The organism is Halanaerobium polyolivorans, assembly GCF_020711195.1.
Lineage (GTDB): Bacteria > Bacillota > Halanaerobiia > Halanaerobiales > Halanaerobiaceae > Halanaerobium > Halanaerobium polyolivorans.
On the sequence record NZ_JAJFAT010000003.1, the window covers coordinates 25,777 to 44,904 of the forward strand.

At 30.9% G+C, this 19,128-nt stretch carries 19 protein-coding genes and 1 tRNA gene; 18 read left to right on the forward strand and 2 right to left on the reverse strand.

All coding sequences use genetic code 11. From position 1 onward, the window contains the following. The first annotated feature begins 2 nt into the window (after positions 1 to 2). From LJ207_RS02900 to LJ207_RS02975, 16 genes are all read left to right on the forward strand, one after another. On the forward strand, positions 3 to 662 hold the full coding sequence (locus tag LJ207_RS02900; RefSeq protein WP_229343928.1) for a lysophospholipid acyltransferase family protein: 660 nt from the start codon (positions 3 to 5) through the stop codon (positions 660 to 662). Positions 663 to 717: 55 nt separating this feature from the next. Next, complete coding sequence (gene lpxK / locus LJ207_RS02905) at positions 718 to 1,845, forward strand: tetraacyldisaccharide 4'-kinase (RefSeq protein WP_229343930.1); 1,128 nt, start codon at positions 718 to 720, stop codon at positions 1,843 to 1,845. A 17-nt stretch (positions 1,846 to 1,862) separates the two neighbouring features. Further along, positions 1,863 to 2,609, forward strand: coding sequence for a 3-deoxy-manno-octulosonate cytidylyltransferase (gene kdsB / locus LJ207_RS02910; RefSeq protein ID WP_229343932.1), 747 nt, complete (start codon positions 1,863 to 1,865; stop codon positions 2,607 to 2,609). Between the two features lie 14 nt (positions 2,610 to 2,623). After that, entirely contained in the window at positions 2,624 to 3,472 is an 849-nt protein-coding gene (gene kdsA / locus LJ207_RS02915; RefSeq protein WP_229343934.1) for a 3-deoxy-8-phosphooctulonate synthase, read from the forward strand. A 26-nt stretch (positions 3,473 to 3,498) separates the two neighbouring features. After that, positions 3,499 to 4,491 (forward strand): KpsF/GutQ family sugar-phosphate isomerase, encoded by a 993-nt coding sequence (locus tag LJ207_RS02920; protein WP_229343936.1) that lies wholly within the window; start codon positions 3,499 to 3,501, stop codon positions 4,489 to 4,491. A 28-nt stretch (positions 4,492 to 4,519) separates the two neighbouring features. After that, on the forward strand, positions 4,520 to 5,386 hold the full coding sequence (locus LJ207_RS02925; protein WP_229343938.1) for a lysophospholipid acyltransferase family protein: 867 nt from the start codon (positions 4,520 to 4,522) through the stop codon (positions 5,384 to 5,386). A gap of 26 nt (positions 5,387 to 5,412) precedes the next feature. Continuing rightward, positions 5,413 to 6,705 (forward strand): 3-deoxy-D-manno-octulosonic acid transferase, encoded by a 1,293-nt coding sequence (locus tag LJ207_RS02930; RefSeq protein WP_229343940.1) that lies wholly within the window; start codon positions 5,413 to 5,415, stop codon positions 6,703 to 6,705. Between the two features lie 12 nt (positions 6,706 to 6,717). Further along, on the forward strand, positions 6,718 to 7,806 hold the full coding sequence (locus tag LJ207_RS02935) for a glycosyltransferase family 9 protein (protein ID WP_229343942.1): 1,089 nt from the start codon (positions 6,718 to 6,720) through the stop codon (positions 7,804 to 7,806). Beyond that, on the forward strand, positions 7,793 to 8,833 hold the full coding sequence (gene waaF, locus LJ207_RS02940) for a lipopolysaccharide heptosyltransferase II (RefSeq protein WP_229343944.1): 1,041 nt from the start codon (positions 7,793 to 7,795) through the stop codon (positions 8,831 to 8,833). The genes LJ207_RS02935 and waaF overlap by 14 nt, the downstream gene beginning before the upstream one ends. Beyond that, positions 8,833 to 9,588, forward strand: a complete 756-nt coding sequence (locus LJ207_RS02945; protein ID WP_229343945.1) for a glycosyltransferase family 2 protein — start codon at positions 8,833 to 8,835, stop codon at positions 9,586 to 9,588. Before waaF ends, LJ207_RS02945 begins: the two co-directional genes overlap by 1 nt. Next, positions 9,585 to 10,682, forward strand: coding sequence for a glycosyltransferase (locus LJ207_RS02950; protein WP_229343947.1), 1,098 nt, complete (start codon positions 9,585 to 9,587; stop codon positions 10,680 to 10,682). The genes LJ207_RS02945 and LJ207_RS02950 overlap by 4 nt, the downstream gene beginning before the upstream one ends. A 26-nt stretch (positions 10,683 to 10,708) precedes the next feature. After that, positions 10,709 to 11,899, forward strand: a complete 1,191-nt coding sequence (locus LJ207_RS02955) for an O-antigen ligase family protein (protein ID WP_229343949.1) — start codon at positions 10,709 to 10,711, stop codon at positions 11,897 to 11,899. Positions 11,900 to 11,938: 39 nt separating this feature from the next. Beyond that, a complete protein-coding gene (locus LJ207_RS02960; RefSeq protein ID WP_229343950.1) occupies positions 11,939 to 12,700 on the forward strand; it encodes a ParB N-terminal domain-containing protein in 762 nt (253 codons plus the stop codon). Positions 12,701 to 12,771: 71 nt separating this feature from the next. Beyond that, a complete protein-coding gene (locus tag LJ207_RS02965; RefSeq protein ID WP_229343952.1) occupies positions 12,772 to 13,581 on the forward strand; it encodes a lipopolysaccharide kinase InaA family protein in 810 nt (269 codons plus the stop codon). 33 nt (positions 13,582 to 13,614) lie between these two features. Next, positions 13,615 to 14,586, forward strand: coding sequence for a phosphotransferase (locus LJ207_RS02970; protein WP_229343953.1), 972 nt, complete (start codon positions 13,615 to 13,617; stop codon positions 14,584 to 14,586). 32 nt (positions 14,587 to 14,618) lie between these two features. Beyond that, entirely contained in the window at positions 14,619 to 15,794 is a 1,176-nt protein-coding gene (locus LJ207_RS02975) for an MFS transporter (RefSeq protein ID WP_229343955.1), read from the forward strand. A 1-nt stretch (position 15,795) separates the two neighbouring features. Here the strand turns inward: LJ207_RS02975 and LJ207_RS02980 are convergent, their stop codons facing one another. Continuing rightward, positions 15,796 to 16,695, reverse strand: coding sequence for an acetamidase/formamidase family protein (locus LJ207_RS02980; protein ID WP_229343956.1), 900 nt, complete (start codon positions 16,693 to 16,695; stop codon positions 15,796 to 15,798). Positions 16,696 to 16,882: 187 nt separating this feature from the next. On the opposite strand from LJ207_RS02980, the gene LJ207_RS02985 reads away from it, so the two are divergent. Continuing rightward, positions 16,883 to 17,536: an L-fuculose-phosphate aldolase gene (locus LJ207_RS02985; protein WP_229343958.1), complete on the forward strand. Its 654-nt coding sequence runs from the start codon at positions 16,883 to 16,885 to the stop codon at positions 17,534 to 17,536. Between the two features lie 24 nt (positions 17,537 to 17,560). On the opposite strand, the gene LJ207_RS02990 is transcribed toward LJ207_RS02985, so the two are convergent. Then, a tRNA-Glu gene (locus LJ207_RS02990) sits at positions 17,561 to 17,636 on the reverse strand. A 216-nt stretch (positions 17,637 to 17,852) separates the two neighbouring features. On the opposite strand from LJ207_RS02990, the gene LJ207_RS02995 reads away from it, so the two are divergent. Further along, entirely contained in the window at positions 17,853 to 19,121 is a 1,269-nt protein-coding gene (locus LJ207_RS02995) for an L-serine ammonia-lyase, iron-sulfur-dependent, subunit alpha (RefSeq protein ID WP_229343960.1), read from the forward strand. Positions 19,122 to 19,128: the final 7 nt, after the last annotated feature.

A 19,128-nucleotide genomic window follows, 5' to 3' on the forward strand; every position in this document is an offset into this window, starting at 1 on the left:
AGGTGAAATCTTTGGCTGAAAAAAAGAAAAGCTTGCAGGATAAGTTGATTCCATCTCTAGCCTATAATTTGCTTAAATTAAGCAACCTAAGTATTAGACTTGAAGTTGAAGGCTGGGAAGATATAGCTGAAATATTAGATCAAGAACAGCCCATAATTTTTTCTAGCTGGCATGGTAAGAGCTGGATTCCTGCCTATTTTTTACGTGATCTAGGCATTTACGCTTTGACCAGTCTCAGTCGTGATGGTAGTTATATGACAGGAGTGCTGGAAAGCCTGGGCTGGAAAACTGTGCGGGGCTCAAGCAGTAGAGGAGCCAGCCGCTCTTTGCTCTCACTTTATAGAAAACTAAAAGAGGGAGAAAATACAGCTTTAACTATAGATGGACCAACTGGCCCTATTTATGAGGTTAAATCAGGGATAATCTTTTTATCAGAAAAATCAGGTGCCTTGATCGTTCCGGTAGGAGTAGATGCTCGCTGGAAAAAGAATTTTAATAGCTGGGATAATTATCTATTTCCCTTACCATTTACTAAAGCTGCTCTCATTTTTGGTAAAGCTTTTAGCTTTGATAAAGAGCTTGAAATGGAAGAAAAAAAAGCTATTTTAAAAGAGAAGATGGAAAAAGTTAATCAAAGAGCAGCAGAACTTGTTCAAGTTTAGCTGGTTGATTTAATTTAGCTCTTATTTTTAAGAGCCTGGAGGTTTTAGTGATAATATGAAGGATAATTTGAAGTCATATTTAAAAAGAGTTATCAAAAAAGAAGAGACTGGAAAATTAGCTTCAGTGGTCAGATTTATATTGAATCTTTTATCGTATATTTATTCAGCTGCCAGCAGATTGAGAGCCTTTGCTTATCGTAAAAAATTGATGCCTAAAAAAGAAGCTTCTGTACCTGTAATCAGTATTGGGAATATAACAACTGGTGGAACGGGTAAAACCCCTTTTACTGCCTTTTTACTGGATAAATTAAAAGAAAAATATTCAATTGCTGTTATCAGCCGAGGCTATGGCGCTTCTAAAGATGTTGATGAGCCATTTTTAATTAAAGCTGGAAGTAATATTTATGCTGATTCTGCTCAGGCCGGAGATGAACTTTTTATGCTGGCTAGAAAGACTGATAATGTTATCTTTATTCGTTCTGCAGATAGGTATCAGGGTACAGTGTTAGCTGAAGAAAAGGGAGCAGAGCTTATTATTCTGGATGATGGTTTTCAGCACTATCAACTGCAAAGAGAAGTTGATGTTGTTATTATTGATGCTGAGGATCCTTTTTCTAATCGTAAAGTATTACCGGCAGGATTATTAAGAGAACCTTTTTCTGCTTTAAAAAGAGCTGATATTTTTCTCTTAAATCATACAGAAAATGTAGAGCACTCAAGAATTGAAGCTCTTAAAAAAGAGATCAATAAAAAGAGTCCTGCAAATAGGGGGGTCTTTGCTGCAGAGACTATTTCGGAAAAATGCATTTCAGTTGCAGGAGAGGCCGTCAATGAGGCGAATTTTTTAGAGGGGAAAAGGGTTTTTGCCTTTTCAGGTATAGGTAGTCCCGAGGCTTTTAAAAGAACAATTGAGAGTATTAGTGGTAATTTAGTTAGCTATAGAGTTTTTAAGGATCATTATAATTACCAAAAAGAAGATCTTTTAACCCTGGTTGATCAGTATGAAGCTTCAAAAGCTGATATTATATTGACAACTGAAAAAGATGCGGTAAAATTATTTGATTTTGGAGATATGATTGGTGAATTACCCTTTTATTATTTAACTATTTCAATGCAGCTAGATGACAGCAAAAAACTTCTGGAAGCTGTAAATGAGAAAATTCAGCAGCAAAGAAATAAATAAGAATTTGAGGTGTTATTATGAATGATTTTAAAACTGCAGCAGTTATACCGGCCAGATATGATTCCACTCGTTTTCCTGCTAAGGCACTGGCCAAAATAGCGGGAAAAGAAATGGTTGTTCGGGTAATGGAAGCAGTTCAAAAATCAAAGCTTATAGATGAGGTAATTGTTGCTACAGATGATAAAAGAATCAAAGCTGTAGTTGAAGCAAATGGTGGTAAAGCAGTTATGACATCTTCTGAGCATCAGACAGGTACGGATAGAATAGCTGAGGCTGCAGAAAATATTGATGCAGATTTAATTGTCAATGTTCAGGGTGATGAGCCTTTGATAAGTCAAGCAACTATTGCCCAAGCAATTAAACCTTTTCAGGATGAAGAAAACTTAAAAATGAGCACATTAAGACGCAGGCTTGATTCCACAAAGGCTGCAGATCCTAATATTGTTAAAGTAGTTGTTGATAAAGATGATTATGCAATTTATTTTTCCCGCTTCCCGATCCCCTATTATAGGGATCAAGAAAGAAAAGACAAAGAATATTTTCAACACATAGGGCTTTATGTTTATAAGCGTGATTTTTTGCTCAAGTATTCTGCAATGAATTCTACAAATTTGGAAAAAGCTGAGTCCTTAGAACAGCTGCGGGTTTTAGAAAATGGTTTTAAGATTAAAGTTGTAGAAACCGAGACAAAATTGATTGGTGTTGACCGTAAGGAAGATATTGAACTGGTAGAAGAAGAACTTAAAAAAAGAAATAGAACATAGAGGTGTAAAAAAATATGGTGAAAAAAGTAAAGCTTAATGATGAGATAATTTTTGGGGATTCTAAAAGTTCTTTTGTGCTTTTAGCTGGGCCCTGTGCTATAGAAGAGGAAGAAAGAGTATTTAAAATTGCAGAAGGTATTAAAGAGATAACATCTAAGTTGGGAATACCCTATGTTTTTAAATCTTCTTTTGATAAAGCAAATCGTTCTTCTATAGAATCATATCGTGGTCCTGGAATAGATAAGGGTCTGGAAATTTTAAATAGAATTAAAAAAGACTTAAATTTAGCTGTGATTTCTGATATCCATTTACCAGAACAGGCAGAAAAAGCTGCAGAGGTATTGGATATAATTCAGATTCCTGCTTTTTTATCAAGACAGACTGATATGCTTGTTGCTGCAGGTAAAACAGGCAAGATTATTAATGTAAAAAAAGGTCAATTTTTGGCTCCCTGGGATATAGAGCAGGTTGTTAATAAGATTGAAAGTACTGGTAATGAGAAGATATTACTTACCGAAAGAGGAGTTTCATTTGGCTATAATAATCTGGTAGTAGATATGCGCTCTCTGCCAAGGATGAGAAAAACTGGTTATCCGGTTGTTTTTGATGTGACTCATTCTGTACAACTTCCTGGTGGTGCTGGAGACAGTTCTGATGGGGAAAAAGAATTTGTCCCTTATTTAATGAGGGCCGGGCTTGCTGCTGGAGTTGACTCTCTCTTTATGGAGGTTCATGATAATCCAGCTGAAGCAAAAAGTGATGGAGCTAATATGATTCCACTGGATAAACTGGAAAAAATATTAAAACAGGCACTTGCAATTGATTCAGCAGTTAAAAATTGTCCAGAAATTGATGATATTTAAAAAAATATAAATTAGGTGAATAAATAATGAATAAAAAAGATATCAGTAAAGAAAAATTAGCTTCTGCTATGGATAAAGCTAAAAATGTACTTGAAGTTGAAGCAGAGGCTGTACTTAAAATAAGAGATAATCTTGATGGCAGCTTTAAAGAAGCTATGAAATTAATTATCGAATGTCCAGGTAGGGTTGTTTTTACCGGAGTTGGTAAAGCTGGTTTAGTTGCTAAAAAAATGGCTGCTACTTTTTCTAGTACCGGTACATCTGCTTTTTTTGTCCATGCTGGTGAAGGACTGCATGGTGATTTAGGTATGATTAAAAATGGTGATGTTGTGATTGCGGTTTCTAATAGTGGTGAAAGTGATGAAGTTATTAATCTGCTTCCTTCTTTGAGGAGGATCGGAGTAAAATTAATTGCACTAACTAGTGATAATGATTCAACTTTGGCTAATTATGCAGATTTAATTTTAGAAACAGATGTGATCACAGAAGCATGTCCGCTTAATCTGGCTCCAACAGCAAGTACTACAGCTGCAATAGCTTTAGGAGATGCTCTAGCAATTGCTTTATCAACATATTATGGTTTTACTCAGGAAGACTTTGCCCTTTATCATCCAGGTGGTTCACTGGGTAAAAAGCTTTTAACAAAGGTTAAAGATGTAGTTGAAATAAGAAAACAAAATCCAATAGTAAAAACTGATACTACTGTAAGACAGGCTCTCTTTAAAATGACCAATACCAGAATGGGATCTACCTCAGTAGTAGATGAAGAAGGTAATTTAAAGGGTATAATTACTGATGGTGATATAAGAAGACTATTAGAAAAGTCAGCTGATTTTATTGAGAGACCGGTTAAAGATTATATGACTGTTGATCCAGTTACAATAAGCAAAGATAAACTGGCAGCTGAAGCACTGCAGATTATGGAAGAAAAAGAAATTAATGATCTACCAGTAGTTGAAGCTGGAAAACCAGTTGCTATGCTTAACTTCCAGGATTTACTGCGAGCAAAAGTATTTTAAAATTTTTATTAACTAAAAGAGGTTTAATATGATAGATAAAATAACAATATTTTCATACAATTTATTTAGATTTATAACCCTTAAACTACCAAGAAAATGGGCCTACTTACCGGGCAAATTGATTGCTTATCTGGCTTATCTATTGACTCCTAAAAGAAAGAAACTGGCCCAAGAAAATATAAAAAAAGCTCTAGATATTTCAGATAGAGAAGCTAAAAAAATCACTAAAGATGTTTATATGAATTTAGGCTTAAACTTTGCCGAATTTTTAATGGAAGATCAGTTCACAGAAGCAGATATTGAAAAGATGGTAGAGTTTAATAATTTAGAATATCTAGACCAGGCTTTAGAAGAGAATAAAGGGGTTATCATTTATTCAGCTCATCTAGGAAATTGGGAGCTTTTAGGGGCTTTGCTGGCTATTAAAGGCTATAAAATTAATTCTATAGCAAAAGAGCAGAAAAATTCTTTGTTTGATCAGAAAATTAATAAAATCAGACGAGGAATAGGAATCGGTATCATTCCCAAGGGTTTAGCTGTAAGACAGGCTTTTAAAGCTTTAAAGAAAAATGAGATTGTAGCCTTATTAGCTGATCAAGATGCTAGAAGTAGAGGTTGGAAGCTTAATTTTTTTGATAGGCCTGCTTCTGTATTTATTGGGCCGGTTCAATTTGCTCAACGAACAGGGGCTCCAATTGTACCGATGTTTTTTCATCGGCAGGGCTGGTTAAAACATGAGTTGATCTGTTATCCACCTATAAAAATTGCTGCTGATAGTTCTGAAGCGGAATTAAAGGAAGAATTAAAAAAGTTACTTGAATTAACAGAAAAAGAAATAGAGAAATCACCTGAAGACTGGATGTGGCTGCACAGACGCTGGAAAAAATATAATTAGCCAATAATATTATGGGGAGGAAAGTTATGTACTTATTATATAATACAATATTATCAATTTTGACTGTTATTTTACTTCCCTATTTTTATTATAGAAGTAGAAGTAATGATGAAAAATTAAATTTAAGAGAACGTTTTGCATTTTATAATCATAATCTTGATTTATTATTCCCGGCAGATGAAGTGATATGGATCCATGCTGCATCTGTTGGAGAAACTCTTGCTGCTCAAAATCTAGTTGAAGAAATTAGAGCTGACCATCCTCAGGCCAAAATTATTTTTTCTAATATGACACCAAGTGGTAAAAATATTGCCAAAAAGAAGATTGCAGCAGCAGATTTGATAATTTATTTACCCTTTGATCTAAACTGGGTTGTTAATAAAGCAGTCAATATTTTTAAACCCGATTTATTTATAATGATAGAGACTGAGCTTTGGCCTAATTTAATTAAGGCTTTAGATGAACAGGGAACTCAAATTATCTTAGTTAGTGGTAGAATAAGCGATGATTCTTTTGATAAATATAAATACTTAGGTAATTTATTAGAAGATATGCTGCAGAGAGTTGATATTTTCAGCATGCAGCATCAGGAAGCAGCTGACAAAATCAAAGAATTAGGTGCACCAGAAGACCATCTTTGTATAAATGGTAATTTAAAATATGATCTTCAAATTAATCCACCTTCAAAAGAGGAATATCAGTCTAAACTAGAACTATTTAATATCAATTCAGACAGCAAAGTAATTATAGCTGGAAGCACTCATCAAGGTGAAGAAGAAATCATTTTAGAGCTATATAAAAAATTATCAGCTCAGTTTGATGATCTCAAGATTTTACTCGCTCCTCGCTATGTTGAACGAAGAGAAGAAATACTTGATTTGTGTCAGCAAAAAGATCTTCATGCAGCCCTTTATTCTGAGCTAAAAAAAGGTGAAGTTCTGCTTGGTAGGAATACTGATATAATCATTATTGATACAATGGGAGAATTATCTGAACTTTATTATTATGCTGATCTAGTTTTTATCGGTGGTTCATTGATAAATAGAGGTGGGCATAATGTGATTGAGGCAGCTGCAAGGGCAAAGGTTGTATTATTTGGAAGCAGCATGTATAATTTTAAAGAAGAAAGAGATTTTCTTTTAGAAAATGAAACTGCTTTTGAAGTGAAAGACTTAGATGACTTTTTTGAAAAAAGCTATCAACTATTGGCCAATGATAAATTCAGAAAAGAAAGAGCTAAAAAAGCAGCAAATTTAATTGCTGAAAATCGCGGCTCGGTCAGGAAAAATTTGCAGTTAATTAATGTCTTATTAAATTAGGAGTAGATTATAATGCTTGATGATAAAGCAGATAAAATATTAATAATAAGATTAAGTGCCATTGGTGATGTTATTCATTCATTACCAACAGCATATGCAATTAGACAAAAATATCCAAATGCTCAGATAGACTGGTTAGTAGAAGATAAAGCTTTTCCATTAGTCAATATGAATCCATATTTAGATAATGCTATTATCTTACCTAGAAAAAAATGGAAAAAAGAAATAAAAGATAAAGGTATTATCCATACTATAAAAGAATTTTGGTCTTTTTATAAAATGATGAGAAATAAAAATTATGACATCAGCCTTGATTTACATGGGCTTTTTAAAAGTTCTTTTAGTGCTTTTTTAATAAAAGCTGATTTGAGAATGGGACCTGCTGATGGCAGAGAATTAAGTCAATTTTTCTATCAAGCAAAAATTGACTTAAAGGACAGCAAATTACATAAAGTAGAAAGAAGTTTACAGCTTGCTGGAGCACTTGGAGCTAATACAGAATTAGTCAATTATGGCCTTAAAATAACTCCGGTGGTTAAAAGTAGAGTTAGTAGATTATTTGAAATGGAAAAAATAAATCATAATAAACGCTTGATCATTTTAAATCCTTTTACAACCTGGGAATCAAAAAACTGGTTTTTAGAAAGATATTTTGGATTAGCAGATGAATTAATAGAAGAAGGTCATTATGTGATCTTTACCGGTTCAAATTCTGATAAAGAAGCAATTGAAAAATATGATGGCAAAAAAGACTCTTATAGTAATCTTGCTGGAAAGACAGATTTGCAGGAATTAACAGAAATATATAATAGGGCAGATCTTTATATTGGAGGAGATACTGGTCCTACTCATTTAGCTGCTGCAGTTGGATTAAAAGTTATTGCCCTTATGGGACCAACTGATCCTGATACTCATGGTCCTTATGGCGAAGGACATACAGTAATTCAGGATAATAGTTTAAAATGTATTCGCTGTTGGGATGAACAATGCAGCCGTAATATGCAGTGCATGAAGTCAATTACTGTAAATCAGGTAATGCGTATAGCAAGAAAAAAACTAGATAAAATGAAGTTAGAGGATGGTGTTAATGAGTCAAATTAAAAGAATAGTAGTAATTGATTTACTCTATTTGGGAGACCTAATTTTTGCGCATCCTTTTTTTGCAGAATTAAGAAGTCTTTTTCCTAAGGCAAGAATAGATTTGATTGCTAATAGTAATTTTGCCGAGATTATGAGAGTTAATGAGAATATTGATAATGTTTATAGTTATAATAAAAGCTGGAATTTTATTAAATCAATTAAATTTGCTAGAAAAATAAAGCAAAACAATTATCAATTGGCATTAAATATTCACGGCAACTGGAGAACTGCTCTGCTTTTGAAAATAGTTTCTGCAGATCAATCAATTGGTTATGGGTCTAAAGGTAGAGGAATTTTCTTAGATAAAAAAATTGATGATAAGATTAGTTCACATATGATAGATTATTATCTTAAATTTGCAAATGAATTAAAAAATAATTTTGAGCAGATAAATATAGAAGAAACTTCAACTAACAAATTCCCGGTTTTAAAAGTTGAAGGAAAATATCTTGCTAGTGCAGAAGAAAAACTTAAAAAATCAGCAATAAAAGAAAATTTTATTGTTTTAAATACTGGTGGAAGCTGGCCAACAAAACGCTGGCCTAAAGAATATTGTGCAGAACTGGCTGATTTATTGGCTGAGAAAAACTATGATATTTTATTTGTTGGTGGTCCTTCAGATACAGAAAGAGTAAATTATATTATTGATAAAATTATTAAAAAAGATAATATATATAATCTCTGTGGTGAGACTTCTCTATTAGAACTTGCAGCTGTGCTTAAAAAAGCTAGCTTGATGATAAGTGGAGATACTGGCCCCGTTCATGTAGCAGCTGCTGCAGGAACAGATACAGTCACTATTTTTGGTCCATCTGATGAAAGAAAATATGCTCCTAGGGGTAAAGGAAATAACATAATAATAAAAAATGAAGGTTTAGAATGTAGGCCTTGTGGTGAACATGAATGTCCATTAAAGCATTTTAAGTGTATGAAAGAAATCAAAGCAGATAATATTATTGAATCTATTCAAAGCAAGGATCTGATATAATGAATAACATTACAGCTTTAGTATTGACATATAATGAGGAAGAGAATATAGATGATTGTTTAAATTCAATCAATTGGCTTGATAAAGTTATTGTAATAGATTCTTATAGTGATGATAAAACACAAGAAATTTCTAATTCATTTGCTAATGTCGATTTCTACCAGAGAGAATTTGATGATTTTGCATCACAGAGAAATTTTGGCTTAGAGAAAGTTAGTACTGATTGGGTATTTGTTATAGATGCTGATGAAAGAGTTACTAATGATCTTAAAGCTGAAATTGAAACTTTAGCTGACAACCCAAAGGTTAATGGATATGAAATTGCTAGAAAAAACTATTTTTTAGGCAAATGGATTAAGTATTGTGGCTGGTATCCTGATTATACTTTGCGATTATTTAGAGCAAAATTTCGTTATGAGGGTTTAGTCCATGAATCTCCAAATATAAACAATAATATAAAAAGTTTAGAAAATGATTTTATTCATTATACATACAAAGATCTTGAAAGTTATATAGCTAAAATGAATCACTATACTACCTTAGATGCAGAAAAAAAATATAATAAAGGGAAAACAATTACTCTAAGTTATATATTATTTAGACCTTTTTTAGAATTTATTAAAAAATATATATTCAAAAAAGGCTTTTTATTGGGTAGTCAGGGATTGATTTTATCTATTTTATCATCGTATTATCAATTTTTAAAAAGCATTAAATTATGGGAATTAAATAAATTTAAGGATGATAAAAATTGAAGAATATAGTTTTTCTAAATAGTTGTCCAGTCTGGGGTGGTGGTGAGAAGTGGACTTATACTACTGCCAAGATTTTTAATGAAAAAAAAGACTACAATATCTATATCGCTACTGCAAAAAATACTGAACTGTTCAAAAGAGCAGAACAGGCAAATATCAAAACTCAAGAAGTTAAAATAAAGAGTGGTATAAGCTTTTTAAATCCATTAAAATCCTATAGTTTTATAAAATTTTTGAAATCAAAAAATATAGATATTATGTTCTTAAATATGTCTCAGGATTTAAAATTTGGAGGAATATGTGCTAAGATTGCAGGTTTAGATAGAATTGTTTATAGAAGAGGTAGTGCTATTCCTATCAAAAACAGATTTTATAATAAGTATTTACTTAATGAATGTGTGACAGATATTATTGCCAACTCAAAAGCTACTAAGGAAACTATTTTAAGGCATACATCGCAGTGGTTAAATGAAGATAAAATTAAAATAATTTATAATGGTATTGATATAAATAAAATTGATCAGGCTGCAAAAAAACCATTAAATTTATATGATGAATTTAATATAGAAAAAGATAAAACAATAATAGGAAACATAGGGCGTTTAAACTATCAAAAAGGTCATGAGTTTTTAATTAAAGCAGTTCAGATAGTAGCTAAAAAAAAGAATGATTTTGTGGTTTTGATTGTTGGTAGTGGAGATAGAGAAAAAGAACTAAAAGAGTTAGTAAAGAAAAAGAATTTAAATGATTATATAATATTTACTGGTTTTAGGGATGATGTATATAATATTTTACCTGGATTAGATTTTTTAGTTCATACTGCCCGGTGGGAAGGATTTGGATTTGTGATAGCAGAAGCAATGGCAGCAAAATTACCTGTTGTCAGTACTGATGTTAGTAATATAGCTGAGATAGTTATTGATCAAGAAAGTGGATATTTAGCAGAAAGTGAAAATCCAAATGATATTGCTAATAAAATTTTAAAGATGATTGATGAAGAGAACATCGAAGATATGGCTGAAAAGGGAAGAGAAATAATAGAGAATAATTTTACTATGGAAATAATGATTAAAAATCTTGAATTATTTTTATAAATAATTAATTTACAGAGGAGCATAAAATGGATAATATTATTAATAAAAAAAAGATAGTAAAATATACTTTTCTTGCAGGAATTTATATTTATGCTTTTGGTTCACATATGGGGAGAGCTTTTATTAGTACTGGTACCGGGTTAATTATTTTAGCTTGGCTAATGAAAATAATTTTTATGAAGGATATTGATTTTAATAAAGATGTTAAGTATTGGCCAATAGTTGGGCTTTCAATTGTCTTAATATTATCTACAGGTGCCTTTTGGACATCTTTAGGAACAGGAACTACCTATAGTATTTTATTACCATTAGCTATTTTGAATTTGCTCGAAGACGAAAAAACTATATATAAAGTACTAATAATATCCTTAACCATACTAACTATTTCTGGCTTTGTAGCCAATTATCAACATTTAGTTGAGGGAGTTAGACGTGCCGAAGGATTTGCTAGATTTTCTATAACATCTGCAAATGTTTCTGTCATGGGTATTGCGCTATTGTTACCATTGCTATTTAAAAAAAATAATAAAAAATGGCAATATATTGTCTTGTCTATAATGATTTTTTCTTATACAACTGCGGCTATATTTTCTTTAACTAGGGCAGCTTATATTGCCTTAATTGCAGTAATATTTTTGTTTACCTTAATTAAAAAACCTAAGATTATTATTTTATTATTAATTTTAATGATTTTAATAATATTTTTTGCTCCTAGTAATTATCAATCGCGATTTTTATCCTCATTTAATCTGGAAGATCAATGGATTCAATCTAGATTAGTTATGTGGAGAGCATCAATAGATGCTGTAATAGAAAATCCAGTAAGAGGTGTAGGATTTAAAAACTATAGTGAATATTTCTATAATTTAGATTACACAGATCGTTCAAGATCAAGTCCTCATAATAACTATTTTTTCTTTTTGGCTTCAACAGGTATACCAGGTTTCTTAATATTTGTTTATTTAAATTATTATTTAATTAAGCTATTCTTTACTTCTTATTTAGAGCTTGATGAAAAGGAAAATAACTTAGTGAAAAATATTTTTTTAGGTATAACTTTATTTGTTATTTCATTCCTTATAATGGGGTTAACAGAAACTAATATTACAGAATCACAAACAAGAAACTTTTTTTGGGTAGTTGTAGGATTAGGTTTTTCTTTGAGATATCTTAAACTAGATAAAAGTAGGCATGATAAAAAGCTTAAAATTAGATAAATGAAATTTAGCAAATAGAACTTTTTAGAGGAGATTATTATGAAATTTCAACAATTTTACAAAAAGATTATTCGTAAAAGTAAATTTTTTAGTTACTATTGGGAAAAAAAATATTATAAAGCAAGAAAAGAAAAAAGCATAAAAAAAATAATTAAAACAATTAACAAATTAGATTTATATGAAAGAAAAAATATAATTTGCCCTAAAATAAATAGAGTAATCTGGATCAAAAATAATTTATTAAATTCTTTTTTGTTTAGTCCTAAAACGAACAAAGCCATTGAAAAAAACGATTTTTATAATAACTTCTTAAGGCCTGGAGACTGGGATATGTATAAAAAAGACATTTTTCCAGATTATTTAAAAATTGAAAATGAAATAGGATCTATTGGTTTTAGAACAGTGGTTCAATTATTTGAAGAGGGTATTAATTTTCACAATACAGATGAGTATAAAGCTTTCAAAGGAAAAATGAACGAAAAAAAATTAAAGAACAGATTTCTTAAATATAAAAAATTATTCAAAGATATTAAAAACAATGGTTATAAAAGTCAAATAGAACTAGGAGAAAGTTTTAAAGGGCGAAAAATCTATGATGAAATTAGAATTGCTATTGATAGAAATGGTGAATTTAACTATATATGTAGTAGTGGTAATCATCGCTTGGCTATTGCAAAAGTATTAAGAATTGATGAAATACCTGTAATTGTTGATGGTATTCATAAAGATTTTATTAAAGATTCAAGCCAAGATTTATTGGTGGATATTAATAATGCTCTTGACAAAATTAATCTTCGTTAAAACCAACAATAAAAGGTTGCTATTATTAAGAAAAAAATAAAAATTGATGAATTTCAAAGGAAGTAAATATAATGGATAATTCTTTTATTTCATATAAAAATAATAATATAGATATTTCAGTTAAAACAAGTATATCTCCAGAATGGATAGAATATTTTATCAATAAATTTGGAGATCAGAAAGAAATAGAAAATGGAGAAACTATATATTATTTAAGAAATAAAATAATTAAAGTATTTGACCCGATTTTGGATAGGGATATTGTTATTAAAAGTTTTAAGCTAAATAAAGTATATGATCAGTTACGTTTTAGATTTCTTGATTCTAAAGCAGAAAGATCTTTAAAAGCTGCTAGAGAATTAGAGCAGCTTAACTTAAAAACTCCTTCTCCAATTGCAGTTATAGAAAAACGAGGAAAAACAAAAGAATTATTATTTAGTTATTATATTACAGAATATATTGACTATGATTTTAATATGCTTGAGATTGCAAAAAACTTTAAACATCCTGAAAGAGACAAGTTAAAAAAATTGATGCCTCAATTGGGAAAAGAGGTTAAAATAATGCATGAGCATGGTTTAGTACATAATGATCTTCATGCTGGTAATATTTTAGTTAAAAATTTTGATAATAGACCTCAGTTCTATTATATTGATTTAAATAGGGCTAGATTAAAAGAGAGTCTATCAGAAAAAGATAAGATTAATGATTTAAAAAGACTTAAATTTAATGAAACTGAAAAAGAAATATTTTTTAAAAATTATTCGTCAGATAAATGGTGTTATTATAAAAATGAAGTAGCAAAAGCTAGAAAAAAAAGACGTAAATTTGTTAAAACAAAACATAAAATTCGTTCATTTTTTGGCACAAGAAAAGATTAATTAACATTTTAATCTTAAAATTCAGGAGGAAATATGCGGGTTAAGAAAATAGGCAAATATCATGTAAAAAGCAACAAAAAATCTTGGAGAAGGGCAGTCAAAGGACTTGCTTTTCAAAGAATAGATTCAGAGCAGACTTTTTTACCTGAATCTTTAGCTAAAAAAATAATATTTTTTTTATCAGAAGTAAAAATCTATAAAATTTTTAAAACTAAAAATATAAGCATATCTTTTGATCATGATTTTGATTTATTAATAGATAATGGAAAAGAAAAAATAGTTGCTTTTGATTTCAGCAAAAATATAATTATAAAAAAATATAGAGACAATGAATTATTTGATAAAAATTATAAAATAAGAAATATAGTTGAGGTTAAAGAGCTTTCTCCTTTAATAATTGAATGGAATTATGAAAATTGTTCTTATAGAGAAGAATTGGTTAAAGGAAAGCGATTAAATAAAGGTAATATTATAAAAGGGAAAAAAGTTATTCAAGAATTATGGCCTAAATTATTCACTTTACATAAAAATTATTCTTTTAAAAAGAGTATCGATTTTGCAAATGAAAATGTTATTCCAAATACTAAAGAAATTTTAAAAAGTTTAGGTATTAGTAATTGGTGGCAAGAATCTAAAGAAGTTAATGCAGAATTTGGTTTTGTTCATGGGGATTTAAAACAAAGTAATATTATTATATCTGATAATCAAGCAATAGTGATTGATTGGGATGAATACTTTCAAAAAGCATTAATATTTACTGATATATTTTATTATTTATATCGTTTGACTTTAAGAGTAAATGCCAAGAAGGTTTTTAATATTTATTTTGATAATAAAGATTGGTTATTAAAACCGTTAAATTATTATGATAAGTCTTTAATGAGAAGGAATTTAGTTTATTTTATTTATTGGTTAAATAATCGATATAATTCCAAAAAAAGATTTAAAGAGAGAGAAAAAATGATTAATTTCATTAAGGAAAGTAAAATGATATTTGAATTATAATTGGAATTGACATTTAAGTTGGAGGTATAACTTTGCAGTTATTTTTGGTAATAATTATGGGTACATTTGGGGTAATGGGTGGTGCTTTAGTAGCGCCTGGCTTGCCTACTATTGGAGCAGCATTTGGAGTTGAAGGTGGAACTGTTGGCCTTATTCTAAGTGTTTATACAATTTCAGCTGCTTTTAGTTTACCTATACTTGGTTATTTAATTGATAGATTAGGCAGGAAAAAGGTAGGTTTAGCCTGCTTAATTATAGATGGTAGTTTTGGTTTGTTAAGTGTTTTTTCTCCATCTTTTGGCCTGCTTTTATTATGTCGCTTTTTTCAGGGCATAGGCGTTGCTGGTTTAATCCCAGTTGCAATGACTATTATTGGAGACTTATATGATGGAGATGAAAGACTTAATATCATGGGTTATCTAACAGGAACCTTATCTTTGGGAGCTGTTGTTATTCCTCTCTTGGGAGGATTTTTAGTTTATATTGACTGGCGTTTACCATTTGTTGTTTATGGATTTTCTTTGTTCTTAGCAGTTTTTTTCTACATCTTTATTCCAGAGACTGCTCCAGCATTGAAGGATAATCCAGATAAAGAAGCATTGGAAAACCGAGATACTTCTTTAAAAAAATATATTTTATCATTAGTTGAGGTTTTAAAAATAAGGAGTATTGTTGAGATTTTTGGTTATGCTTTTATCACCTATTTCTTGCTTTATACGGTTGTTACTTTTGTGCCTATCTTTTTAAATAATTTTCATGGGTTTGGAGAAAATATTGCTGGAATAGCTTTATCAATCCAGGGAATGTTTTCTGCTATTATAGCTTCGCGGGCAAAGCTTTTTAAAAATATTAGATGGAAGTTTAAGGTTGGAGGAGGTTTTGTTCTTATCGCATCTGCTTTATTATTATTTCCCATTTGGGCGCAGGGAAATATTCTGGTTTTATTGAGTGTAGTCATTTTTGGCTTAGGGATGGGGCTTTTAAGTCCGGTTGTATATGATAGAGCTACTGACCTGCCACCTAAAGAACTTTCTGGTTCTGTGATAGCACTTTTTAATACCATGAAATATATTGGTATGAGTACCTCACCTGCTTTATTAGGATTATTAGTAAATTTCATTTCCATACAGGCAATGTTTTCTCTTGTTGGTGTGGTAGTTTTAGCTGGTACTCTAATTATGTTGATCAGGACAGCAGCTCTTAATTAAATTAGTATTTTAAATCATATTCTTTGAGTGTTTCTTTATCAACCCTCATCCTAACTGTTTTCTTAGGGTCAACAACCTGACTTATCTGTAGATCACAAGCAATACTCATCAGCATTGCAAGTTCATTATTACTTAAAGGTAATCTTTCATTTAAGAATTTAAACATATTATCACTTGCTTTTTGGGCTGCATGGTCTAAACTTACTTCTGATGCTATAGTATAAAAAGCATCATCTGTTTCTACCATAGGATCACTGAGCTCTTTATCCTTTATTAGATCAACCTTAACTGTTACTTCACCAGCAATTTCTATTCCGGTTACTACAACCTCTCCATCTCCCATTGCTGCATGAAGATCTCCCATAGCAAGCATTGCACCTGGAACTCTAACCGGGAAATATAATGTTGCTCCTTCTGTTATAACCTTGGTGTCCATATTACCTCCATGAGAGTCTGGAGTACCACATGGTACGGCATCTTCATCTTTGCCGGGTGAAGTTCCTATAACACCAATCATTGGGTTAAGATCAAATTTAATTTTATCATTAAAAATAGCTTTTCCAGCTTCTATGGGTATTATTTTAGTTTCTGATTCACTAATAAAATTATCCATAAAACCCATATCAGGTACTGCAACCATTACACCCTGATCATTTATCTCGATTTTTTCTACCTCTACTTTTAAAGTATCCCCTATTTCAGCTCCTTCAATTTCTAAAGGTCCAGTTGCAGGATTGATAGTTGACCAATCAGTCGACTCAAAAAGTGTTTCTTCATCACGTATTTGATTGCTAAAACAGTCTTTGGTCTCAAAAACTACCCTATCACCTGGTTTACAGCTTGCAGCAGCTTCATTTTCAGCTGACATTTCATAAACAGAATCTTTTGCTTCAATCTTCATTTAAAACCCACTCCCTTATTATGTAGTAGTTAAAAAATTAAATTAAAACTTTTTTGGAATATTTCTGCTTAATTTGATAAAATTTAATTATAAAATTAAGAATATTCTTATTAAATTATAGCATTTTTTAAGCTCTTTTTAAAGAATCAAATTGTGAGCTAAGTAGAAAAGGATTTGGAGGTATAAAATGAAGTTAAAAAAAGAAAGAAAAAAGATAGTTGAATATGGCAAAAAACTAATTGAAAATGGTTTAACAAAAGGAACCGGAGGTAATTTAAGTATCTATAATCCTGAAGAAGGTTTAATGGCTATCAGTCCCAGTGGAATTGGATATTTTGAAAGCACAATAGAAGATGTAGTTGTGATGGATTTAGCAGGTAATATCGTTGAAGGAAAACGGAAACCTTCCAGTGAATATGAACTGCATCAGATATTTTATCATAAAAGAGATGATATCTTTTCAGTAGTACACTCCCATTCTATCTATAGCACCACTATTTCAATTTTAAGAGAAGGTCTGCCTGCTGCTCATTATATGATAGCTTTGGCAGGTAAAAATGTTCGTTGTGCTGATTATGCCACTTTTGGGACAACAGAGCTGGCTGAAAATGCCTTTAAAGCAATGGAAGACCGTTATGCAGTCATCTTAGCCAACCACGGTTTATTAACAGGCTCAGACTCAATAGAAAATGCTTTTAATATTGCTGAAGAGGTAGAATTTGTTGCAGAAACATATTATAGGGCCAGATCAATTGGTGAACCGGTAATTTTATCAGATCAAGAAATGGAAAAGATGCTGCAAAAATTTAAAAGTTATGGGCAAAAAAATAAAAAAAGATAGCCTACTGGCTATCTTAATCTCATTTGGTACCCTCAAGGGGATTCGAACCCCTGCCGCCAGGATGAAAACCTGGTGTCCTAGACCCCTAGACGATGAGGGCATTTATTTATTAACTGCAATAAATATAATAGCATAAGATTCTAAGGGCGTCAAGGAATTTTAATAAAAAATATAATTATAAATTTTCGCTCAATTGTAGAGCTTTTAAGTTCTCTAATAATTTTATAAGAGGAGTTAAATAAATTATATAGAATATTGTATTTAGACATAATATTAATGAGCATAATTTAATAATCAAATAAATAGAGGTGTAAAAATGGGGAAAATGCTTGATGATTTTGTAGATAAAGAACTTGTTTTAGCCCAGGGTTGTACTGAGCCTGGCGCTGTTGCCTTTGCAGTGGCAGCTGCCTCAGAATACAGCCGGGGAGAGCTACAAGAAATCATAATTAAACTGGATGGTTTTGTCTATAAAAATGGTATGTCAACCGGTTTGCCCGGGATAAGCCATCATTATGGCAATAAAACTGCGGCAGCATTAGGATATTTTGCTGAAGATGCTTTAGAACGCAAATTAACTATTTTAGCTGATTTGGAGGATAAACTGGATTCAGCTTTATCTATTATAGATAAGGTGAGATTTGAAGTCTTGGAAAATCATAAACCGGTTTATGTGGAAGTTTTAATAAAAGCTGATAATCAGGTAAAAGCTTTAATAGAAGGTAATCACGATGATTTAAAAGAAATAAGGGTTGATGGCGAGCTTAAATATCAGGCAGATTTAGAAAATAATTCTGAACACCAGGACAATGAGCTTGACAAAAAGTTAAAAGCTATGGATATTTTTGCTTTGATCGATATTGTTGAAAAAGAATTTAATGAATCTCATTTGAAATTTTTAAAAGATGGTTTAAAATTAAATTCTGATATTGCCCTGGCAGGTAAAGAAGGTTTAGGCTCTGGAGTTGGTAATAAATATAGAAAAAGAAAAAGCTTTAATGAAATAAATAAAATAGCAGCTATGGCAGCTGATGGGACTGGAGCAAGAATGGCCGGAGTACCTTCACCAGCTTTAGCCTCTTCTGGAAGTGGAAATCAAGGTATTTTTATATCTTTGGTTACTTATCACAGTGCTAAACTATATTTTGATAAATCTGAAGAAGAAATTTTTAAGGCTACTATGCTTGCTCATTTAGTTGGTCATTATGCTAAAATATATATTGGGCGTTTATCCTCATTATGTGGGCTTTTTTATGCTGCAGCACCAGGTGTGTTGGCTGCTTTACTATATTTAGCTGATAAAAGTGATAAAATAGAATATGGAATAAACAATTTAATTAGTGATGTAAGTGGGGTTTATTGTGATGGTGCTAAAGGGAGTTGTGCTTTAAAATCAATTTCAGCTGCAGAACTTGCTTTAAGACACTTTGATTTGATTGAAGAGGATATTAATTGTCATCTTCCCTCTGGTTTTATTAATTGTTCTTTAAAAAAGACTTTTGCAAATTTAGCCGAGATATCTCATCCAGCAGAGAGCACAGTTAATAATACACTTTTTAAAGTCGTTGAAAAGAATAGATGTTAAGCTAAAA